Source organism: Bradyrhizobium sp. UFLA05-108, assembly GCF_059803455.1.
The window spans coordinates 1-8,191 of the sequence record NZ_JBANAZ010000137.1; the positions used below are offsets into that span (position 1 = coordinate 1).

8 protein-coding genes are annotated in these 8,191 nt (G+C 62.9%); 4 read left to right on the plus strand and 4 right to left on the minus strand.

What is annotated here, in order from left to right:
* The coding region (locus SO140_RS44955) for a hypothetical protein (protein ID WP_498544123.1) at positions 1-204 on the plus strand (204 nt) is incomplete at its 5' end.
* On the opposite strand, the gene SO140_RS44960 is transcribed toward SO140_RS44955, so the two are convergent.
* Both SO140_RS44960 and SO140_RS44965 read right to left on the minus strand, forming a co-directional pair.
* The gene (locus SO140_RS44960; RefSeq protein WP_449384530.1) at positions 194-559 is read right to left on the minus strand and encodes a response regulator transcription factor; all 366 of its coding nucleotides are present in this window, start codon (positions 557-559) and stop codon (positions 194-196) included. The genes SO140_RS44955 and SO140_RS44960 overlap by 11 nt on opposite strands.
* Positions 556-1,422, minus strand: a complete 867-nt coding sequence (locus SO140_RS44965; RefSeq protein ID WP_474804716.1) for a S1C family serine protease — start codon at positions 1,420-1,422, stop codon at positions 556-558. The genes SO140_RS44960 and SO140_RS44965 overlap by 4 nt, the downstream gene beginning before the upstream one ends.
* Positions 1,423-1,607: 185 nt before the next feature.
* Here SO140_RS44965 and SO140_RS44970 point away from each other — a divergent pair, with 185 nt between their 5' ends.
* Complete coding sequence (locus SO140_RS44970) at positions 1,608-2,573, plus strand: VOC family protein (protein WP_474804719.1); 966 nt, start codon at positions 1,608-1,610, stop codon at positions 2,571-2,573.
* Here the strand turns inward: SO140_RS44970 and SO140_RS44975 are convergent.
* Positions 2,563-3,978 (minus strand): SagB/ThcOx family dehydrogenase, encoded by a 1,416-nt coding sequence (locus tag SO140_RS44975; RefSeq protein WP_474804722.1) that lies wholly within the window; start codon positions 3,976-3,978, stop codon positions 2,563-2,565. The two genes, SO140_RS44970 and SO140_RS44975, sit on opposite strands and share 11 nt — an antisense overlap.
* 46 nt (positions 3,979-4,024) lie before the next feature.
* Complete coding sequence (locus tag SO140_RS44980; protein WP_474804725.1) at positions 4,025-6,271, minus strand: TOMM precursor leader peptide-binding protein; 2,247 nt, start codon at positions 6,269-6,271, stop codon at positions 4,025-4,027.
* Between the two features lie 412 nt (positions 6,272-6,683).
* Between SO140_RS44980 and SO140_RS44985 the strand changes: the two genes are divergently transcribed.
* On the plus strand, positions 6,684-7,151 hold the full coding sequence (locus SO140_RS44985) for a hypothetical protein (RefSeq protein ID WP_474804727.1): 468 nt from the start codon (positions 6,684-6,686) through the stop codon (positions 7,149-7,151).
* A 24-nt stretch (positions 7,152-7,175) separates the two neighbouring features.
* Positions 7,176-8,057, plus strand: coding sequence for a VOC family protein (locus SO140_RS44990; RefSeq protein WP_498544124.1), 882 nt, complete (start codon positions 7,176-7,178; stop codon positions 8,055-8,057).
* Positions 8,058-8,191 lie beyond the last annotated feature (134 nt).

Here is an 8,191-nt window from a genome sequence, read left to right on the forward strand (position 1 = left end):
AATCTCCTTCAATATGCGATTCTCACCCAGCTTGGTCCGTGGATTTCTGACTCAGTAAGACTAAAGCGCGATGAGATCAGGATGAATCGTCATCGCGCTTTAGGTTGTTGTTTGAGCATGATCTCCGCGCAAATGGGTCCCGCGTTTGTCGCGAGGGAATACCGCTGCACACTTTTACGGATCATGCTCCAGGCTAAAGGTTGATCACGCCGCGCCGCGCGGCATGGGCGACCGCGTCGGTGCGGCCGGTGGCATCCAGCTTGTCGAGCAGCGAGCCGACGTGGAACTTGACGGTGTGCACGGAGATGCCGAGCTGGCGCGCGATCATCTTGTTCGATGCGCCCTCTGCCATCAGCGCGAGCACCTCGAGCTCGCGCGGCGTCAGCTCGATATCGGCCGGCGAGGGCTGCCGGTCGTGTACGGTCACCGCGGCTGGATCTCCGGGCGCAACGAGCCGCAGGCCGGCGACGCTGCCAAGCAGCGACGCCAGTCGGTCGGCTAGGGCTGGGTCGCCGATTTCCAGCGCGATCGTGATGTCCTGCGTCGTGTCCTCGCTCACGCCTCCGGCCTCTCGCCGATCGTGACCTTGAAGCTCACCGGCTCGCCGCCACGGCGCACTGCGACGTCGACGACCGAGCCTACGCTCTCGGGTCCGAGCGAGCGCGACAGCGCGCGCACGCCAGCGAGCTTCTCGTCATTGACGGCCACGATGACGTCGCCCTGCCTGATGCCCGCCGCGGCAGATGGCCCGGACTTGTCGACATTCATCACCATCGCGCCGACGCCGTCATCGAGCCGCACCGGTTGCAGGCCGAGCCCGAGATAGCCGCGTGCGATCCTGCCACGCGTTTCGAGCTGCGCCGCGACGCGCTCGATGGTGGCGGAGGGGATCACCAGCACGCGCCGCGGTCCCTGCACCGCCATGCCGAACGGCTGGGCTTGCGCATTCAGCACGAGCCCGCCCTCATGGCTGTGGCGCAGCCGCACGTCGAGCTCAATCCGCGCCTCGATGTCGCCGCCGCGCAGGCTGCGCCAGCGCGGACCCACGAGCGACACCATGCCGAGAGATGCCGTGGGTGCGCCACGGTCGGCTGCGACGACGACGGCGAGCGAACCGAGAGCGGGGGCGGCGGAAATCAGCTTGATCGGCGGAATGTCGGCATCGACGCGCAGCAGCGCGACGTCGGTGGTGTGGTCACGGCCGACAATCGTGGCCGTCCGCGTGCTGCCGTCGGCAAGCCTGATCTCGACCTCGCCCTCGTCGGCCAGGGCCTCGTCGGCCGTGATGATGAGGCCCGCTTTCCAGGCAAAGCCTGAGGCGCGCAACCGATGCGAGTGAACGGAGACGAGCGAAGGCGAGGTGCGTGTAACCACATCCGAAAGCGCTGACGAGAGCGCGGCGAGGGGGGTAGGGTCGGTCATAGGAAGCTCCTGTCGGTTGTCCCAAATCTGGGATGCCGCGGGCGATCCGGAAACTGGTCTGATGGGCAGGAAGCTCCGTAATGTCCCGGCCGACGAACATGTGATTGGGAGGAGGTCACGGGAACGTGTAGCAATCGGCCAGCCATTGCGCCTCACGGCCTCAACGCATTTTTGAGAGACCCCGGATGACCATCGACCTTACCCGCCGCACGCTGCTTCACCTCGCCGGTGCCACCACGCTCGCGGCGGCTGCCGCGGCTGGGGCGCGCGCCGAAGGTAGTCCGGTCAGCGTCGGGCCAACCTATGCCAGCCGCACGCCGATGTGCGTCGGGATGGTGATGCTGCGGGTCAAGAATCTCGACACCGTCGCCGACTTCTATCGCGACGTGCTGGGGCTCACGGTGATGGAGCGCTCGGCGGGTTCAGCGCAGCTCGGCGCCGGCGGCGTGACGCTGCTCGTGCTGGAGGCGCGCACCGATGCCGAGATCGAGCCGCGCAGCGCGGCCGGTCTCTATCACACTGCCTTCCTGATGCCGACACGCAAGGATCTCGCGCGCTGGCTGGTGCACGCGGCCTCGCATCGCGTGCCGCTGTCGGGCTTTGCCGATCATCTCGTCAGCGAATCCGTCTATCTCGACGATCCCGAAGGCAACGGCATCGAAGTTTATGCCGACCGCGATCCTTCGCAATGGCAATGGAGCGAGGGCTCGGTGAAGATGGCAGCCGACGAGCTGAACATTCCAGATCTGCTGTCGCTCACGAATACCCGCGTCAGCGATTACGCCAAGGCGCCGGAGGGCATGCGCGTCGGGCACATGCATTTGCGTGTCGGCGACCTCGCGCAGGCCGAAGGCTTTTATCACGGCAACGTCGGCCTCGATCCGACCCGCCGCCGCAACGGCGCCGCGTTCCTCTCTTCCGGCCGCTATCATCACCATCTCGGCATGAATGTCTGGCAGAGCCAGGGCGCCGGCCGCCGCGACGACACCACGACCGGGCTCGCCTGGTTTTCGCTGGTGACGGAGAAGCAGGACATTCTCGCCGCCCAGGAGGAGCGCTTGCGCAAGGCGGGCGCTTCGGTCACGGCGCTTGCGAATGGCGTCGAGGCCGTCGATCCCTGGGGCACGCGGGTGCGGCTGCTCAGGGTGTGACCTTGCCGCGTCCGAGTGCAAATTGACCGACCGGGCTCTCGACATGAAAGTCGAGCTCGGTGATTTTCGCGAACAGATCGATGTTGTTGGTGCCGATGGCGCAGCCGCCAAGCCCCATATCGGTCGCCGCCAGATAGAATGTCTGGATCATGGCGCCAACATCCTTCAGGATCAGCGAATAAGCGATTGAGCTGTATTTCCAGGAGATCCGCCCAAAGCGCGCGGCGATCGTGATCAGGACCTGCGGTGGACCGGGCGCGTCCATCGCAAACGCGGCCGCCGTCGAGAGCGCCTGGACCTGCTGGGCGGAAGCGCCGATCGCTATCAGCGCATGAGCACCCGCATCGTAGTGGTAGAATCCGCGTGCAAGCCCCTCGCAGTTCGAGACCGCCAGATACAATTCCAGCTCGTAAGCGCTGCCCGCCGATGGATAAGGCCTCGTGCTGTAGGTAACTTCAGGACTGCCGTCCAAATTCGCGCCGCTCTTCCATTCCGACAGGACGCGCGCCGTGGTGTCGAGAAACTGTGCGAGCTCGGCAAGTGTGATTGGGTGCTGGTCGTCGAAATCTCGTATTGAATGGCGTTCACGCAACAGCTTCGGGAAGGCCGAGATCGGCTCCAGCCTGGAGAATTTGCGGAGATCGATCTTCTTGCCGGGCCAAGGCGGACGCACCGCCGGCAGTGGTGGAACGAGGCCCGCATGGGCGAACGTGCCGCCAACGGGATTTGCATGCCGGCCCTCCGTGCTCCGCGTGTGAAACACGAGATCGTGGAAATCCCAGAGAACGAGATTGCCGTCGCCCTCATTCACCCGAAGGCCGTCGCCGTCTTTCGCATCGAGCTTGATCAGCATCTGGCTGTCGAGCAGCAATCCGAGCAGATCGAGGTTCAAGGAGGCCGTGTGGCGGCGAAGCTTGCTGATCTTCTGAGGCCGCGACAGGGTCGCGAGGGTGGCCGCGATTGCGGGATCGCAAATCCGAAACAGCGCGCCGGCGCGCGGCGATTCCAGCACCATCTCGTTGCCGCGTCGGCGCAGATAGGCGAAGCGCGACAACACGAGGGTATCACCGTTCCCCAGTGTTGCGCGTTGCGGCCAGTATTCGGCGACCTGCGGCTCGATGATGACGAGGTCCTGCTCTTCACGCGGAGAGGATAGGCGGTATTCGAGAAGCCCGTGCCGTGCCAGTCGCTGCACCAGGGCATGAACCTGCCTTGCGAGGACACTTTTGCTGGCAAAGGAAATGAGCGGCAGCCCCGTGGCGAGATGTCCCGCACGGTCGATCGCTGCCGTGCTGAATTGTCCCAGATTCACTGAATAGCCGCCCAGGGCAGCGGCGATGCTTCCGTCCGCCTGCACATGAAGGGAAAAGCGACCGTTCAATCGGGCGGCGATGACTGGTGCCATCTTCCTGGTCGGCCTTTTCCGGGGCGCGCGCACGACGAGCCAACCTTCAGGTGTGGGGAAGGAACGGAGTGAGTTCGCTTTCCAGTCGCGGACGATCCAATAATCCAAGCCTCACCGGAACATCGTAAAGCCGACCGGGCGCGAAGCGGCGATAGAAATGCCGCAAGCCCGGAACGAGCACTCTGACGACGGGAACCTCGACGTCGGGCCGCGTTTGGTCAAGCACGAGGAAATCATAACCCGCGCCGGCGGCGATCTCGATGCAGGCATTGACCTGGTCGCTCGTATTATCGTGAACCTTGAGGCTCGGTGTCGGCCGGACGATCGGATCGTCGCTGGGGATCAGGAAGGGATAGTCGTCAAGTCGCAACGGCGTGACACCGTCGAGCGTTGGCTTCTCGCCGGTTCCGCCGCCCATCATGCCAATTGACATGAACTGAGTCAGCTCGGTGAGGGAGCGCAGCAGCGCTATGCGGCGATCGAAATGCGAGCCGGAGCCGAACTCGATATTTTCGTGTCCGTTCTGCATCCAGTGCGTGATCGCCACGTAAGAGGGAATGCCGAGATCGCTGGTGATGTCGAGCACCCAAAGCTTGCGCCCCACATCGGCAAGCTGGGCTTGCAGATCCTGCACATAGGAATCGTCGAATTGCGTGAGGTCGACTTCGGCACGCTGCAGCCGATTGTACCACCAGATGGCGTAGGCATCGCGTTCGACCAGTTCGAGGAAGCCTTGAACGATGGCTTCCTCGCGGGTGTTGCCGGCCGCGCACCCGTTGGAATCCGTGTGGAAGCCGCCATAGAAAAAGTACAGCAGGCCCGTCGGAAGATACTTGCAGCGCTTGTCGCGCAACGACCAGACCGGCGACCACTCGGTCTTGGTCGAGGGATCGAACGGCTCGGGAACCGGATGTGAATCGTCCGGCTGCGGGGCATTCCTGTTTTGAAACTGCGTGTCGCTGAAAAGCTGGACGTCGTTGGGAAGAAGGGCGTCACCGGGAGCGAAATCGGTAAAGCGCCGCGTCGTCCTGATCTCGTCACCCTGGAAAATGCCGGAATAGCGCTCAATCGCTTCCATCAACGCGCTGGCCTCGCCCTGCTCGGCGGTGGAGCCCTTGCCGAAGCTGCCGCCGCTCAATCCGGATCTGAGCTGATCGACGTTCCAGGCTGGCGCAGAGAAATTGTGGTGGGCGAAAAAATTTGTGTTCATCGGCAGATCGGCCTCGATCCGCTCGAGCCGCGAAACGACGCCGGTCAGCGGACTGACGTGCTTGCGGAACCGCGCCACGGTGGCTCGCGACGTCACGGTGCGGTATCCGCCGCTGGTCATCACGAGCTTTCTGCCCTCCGCAATTTCGATCGGCGCTGACGCCCGGCGCGGATTCTGCAGCTTCTTGCTGCCGCAGGTCGGACATTGCGGGCGCCGCGCGACGTAGTGCTTGGCGATGGAGGCACCAGTCAGGTCGAAGCTTGCGATGTGTTGGCTCAGATCGGTACGAAATCCCGAGGCGATTGCCTTCGCGATTTCAACGGCAGCGAAGTGGATGGCTGTCTGTCCCACGGTGTCGCTCACCAGGGGTGATACAGCGACCGCTTGCGCCGCTCCGCGCTCGAGAAATCCCTTGATCTCCCGATTGCGGATCATGCGATCGAACAAGCAGGTCCAGCAGGCGCTCTCGCCCGGCTTGAACACGGGGCCCACCAGCGGAAACACGCCGGACGGCTGCACCAGCAGCCAGGGCGTCCCATCGGCCACGCGCTTCCCGTTCACCTCGGCGAGCTGCCGCTCGAGATAATCGTTGACCAGAGTGATGATGAGCTCGGGCGAACGCTTGGTGATTTGAACGCCGAGCTGGCCCAACGCCACGCTCAGCTCCCGGGCGCCTTTGACGTCGATCGATTCCACCCGCACGGGACAATTGCGCAGATTCTGCTCCGCGACTTCGACAGGCAGGCCGAGGCTCGCCCAATATCCATCGACGGCGCCTGCGGATACGCGGGGTGGTCCACTCACGACGTATCGGCGCTCCAACAGCCGCCTGATCGTTTCCTCAATCTGGTCGGCGGGAAAACTCTTCGAAAGCTGGCGAACGATTTCCGGCGCGGCCTTTCCATTCTTTCCGATCGCCGCGGCCACGGCACAATACAGCTCGCCGTGCAGGAAGAACTTGCGGTTCTCGGAATAGAGACAGACCGCATCGGGAGGAAGCAGATAGGCGGTGAAGTTCGGCGCGAAACGTAGAACGCCCTTGCGGGGCTGCTTCGCAGCTCGGCTCTTGGCATTGACTGTCATCGGGTCAGCACGCTGATCCTGCTCCTCAACCGCTGGCTCTGACCGGCCTGCGTGCCGAACGCGGCGATTGGCATTGCGCGGACAAGTTGGAACATACTCGCCCGCCATCGGCAAGCTGACCAGCAAGCCGTGGCAAACGTCGCGACGGAAACAACAAATTGGCCGGGTCGTTCGCCGGCCCGGCCAATGAAATCGCGATGCATCGATAGACAGTCAGGGAGAGCTAGCACCAGCGGCAGCGGCCCCACGATGCGCAGCACCCTGCGCATGACACCCATGGCAAGCCGACCCCTATCCAACCGACGCCGCAGCCGCCGCATCCACCGCAACCGACGCCGCAGCGGCAAGATCTGCAGGCTCTGCATCCGCCGCAGCCTCTGCAACCGCCGCAGCCTCTGGCGCCGCCGCAGCCGTGGCCACAACCGCATCCCCGCGCAAGCATTACGCCACTGAAGGTTCTTTGATCGTCGAAGAGATGGAAGGTGGCGAGGCTCACGTCGGCGAGTTCTTCCTCGCTCAGCGAGGTCACGTGGTTCGGCGTGAAGTTAGGTCGTTGTGGTGTATCGCCGGTCGGTACGGCGGCCGCCGCCGCGCTTCCTGCCAGCGAAAACGTCAGACCGGCTACTCCGAGCGCCGGTACCGCGGCTTTGGTCATTCGCTTCTTTTTCGAAGCTTGCTTTGCCCGCTGCATGGCCGCATCCTCCAAAGTTGGAAGAAGGATCTCCGTGAGCATGATCCTACGCCGAGCGAACAAGGCAGGCAAGATTCCACGGATACACAAAATGTAATGATCGCATTCATCTTCATGAACGGAATCGTCGCATTTTCATCAAGCACTGAGCGTTCGCGCCTTGTGCGGATTGCAACGGGTGCGGCTTGATGCAGTGCGCAATCGTCTGCCCGATTGAACGGGGAAATTAACTTGGTCGATCAACTCGGACGCTTCGCTTGGTATGAACTCCTGACAACGGACATGCAGGCGGCGGGTGCCTTTTATGGCAACGTCGTCGGCTGGGCTGCGAAAGATGCGTCGACTCCGGAACTCCTCTATACGGTGCTTACCGCAGGCGATGCTCCGGTAGCTGGGCTCATGGCGCTCCCCGAAGAGGGGCTGCGATTGGGCGCAACGCCGAGATGGGTCGGCTACGTCGCCGTCGATGACATGGATGCGAAGGTCGCGCAGATCCGCCGTCTTAGGGGCGCCATCCTGTTATCGCCGACCGACAGCAATATCGGCCGAATTTCAGTGGTTGCCGATCCGCAAGGAGCGAATTTTGCGCTGGTCACTAAACTGACATATGGCCAAGGGCAACCCAGCGGATTGGACGAGCCCGGGCGCGTAGGCTGGCACGAGTTGCTGGCTCAAGACCGGAACAAGATCTTTCCATTCTACGGCGAGCTTCTCGGCTGGCAGAAGGCCCATGCTGAAGCCGATCCGGCAGACGTGTATGAATTGTTCTCGATGGCCGGGCAGACGATCGGCGGCATGCTCACCAAGCTTCCGAGCGTATCGCAGCCCTGTTGGCTCTACTACTTCAATGTCGACGACATCGGCGCGGCCGCCCAGCGCGTCAACGCTGGCGGAGGCCGGGTCCTCCAGGGTCCGATCGAGTTGCCCGATGGTTGCTGGATCGTGCGATGTGCGGATTCCCAGGGCGCCCTATTTGCGTTGCAGGGTGCTTGGGATCAGAAGCGCACCGGACGCACCTCGGAAGTCGGTTGGTCTGCCAGGTGGGGTGGCATTGCTTCAAAAGGCAGGATGGTGCTTCACAAGACGAAGCGCTAGAGCATGATCCGGAAAAGTGTGCAGCGGGTTTCCGAAAAGATCATGCTCAAACAACAGCCTAAAGCGCGATGACGATTTTCCCCTAATCTCATCGCGCCTTAGTCTTACTGTGTCATAAAATCATCCGCACGGTA

What these genes read in the sequence shown, in the direction of transcription:
- SO140_RS44965 (WP_474804716.1), bottom strand. Translation starts at nt 1,422, where the DNA reads ATGACCGACCCTACCCCCCTCGCCGCGCTCTCGTCAGCGCTTTCGGAT.
- SO140_RS44970 (WP_474804719.1), top strand. Translation starts at nt 1,608, where the DNA reads ATGACCATCGACCTTACCCGCCGCACGCTGCTTCACCTCGCCGGTGCC.
- SO140_RS44975 (WP_474804722.1), bottom strand. Translation starts at nt 3,978, where the DNA reads ATGGCACCAGTCATCGCCGCCCGATTGAACGGTCGCTTTTCCCTTCAT.
- SO140_RS44980 (WP_474804725.1), bottom strand. Translation starts at nt 6,271, where the DNA reads ATGACAGTCAATGCCAAGAGCCGAGCTGCGAAGCAGCCCCGCAAGGGC.